This window comes from Caldalkalibacillus salinus (assembly GCF_016745835.1).
Classification (GTDB): domain Bacteria; phylum Bacillota; class Bacilli; order Caldalkalibacillales; family JCM-10596; genus Caldalkalibacillus_A; species Caldalkalibacillus_A salinus.
On the sequence record NZ_JAERVL010000029.1, the window covers coordinates 1 to 425 of the forward strand.

The following is a 425-nucleotide window of genomic DNA, read 5'->3' on the forward strand; positions in this document are numbered from 1 at the left end:
TTGTTTAGTAATTATGCTCCGTCTGCTGCTGTTGTTGCTGTATCGCGCCCTTGAATAGCTGTCACTGCTTCTTCATAAAGTTTTACAATTTCTCCTCTTAGTGTCACGATGATTCCTAGTACTGCTATCGCAATAACACCTAATACTAAACCGTACTCTGTCATCCCTTGTCCTTCTTCTTCTCTTACTAATCCCATTAGCTTTTCCATCATTTGAAACCCTCTCCTTTTAATTGTTTTTTTGGAAAGGAAGAGGGGCGTGATTTTATTCCCCTACATCCTTCGGTAGCTGGCTGGCTTTGCGATCATTAGATCACGTTAGCCCCTGTAGCTTTGCGTCATTGACTTTCGTCAATTTTGCCCTTTCGAGTCTGTATTATTGTTTAGTAATTATGCTCCGTCTGCTGCTGTTGTTGCTGTTTCACG

The 425-nt window shown here is 41.6% G+C and carries 1 protein-coding gene and 1 riboswitch; the gene reads right to left on the reverse strand.

The features are described from left to right. Nucleotides 1-11 precede the first annotated feature (11 nt). Entirely contained in the window at nt 12-212 is a 201-nt protein-coding gene (locus tag JKM87_RS15660; protein ID WP_202081315.1) for a Flp family type IVb pilin, read from the reverse strand. 68 nt (nt 213-280) lie between these two features. Next, nucleotides 281-371: riboswitch (cyclic di-GMP riboswitch) on the reverse strand. Nucleotides 372-425 lie beyond the last annotated feature (54 nt).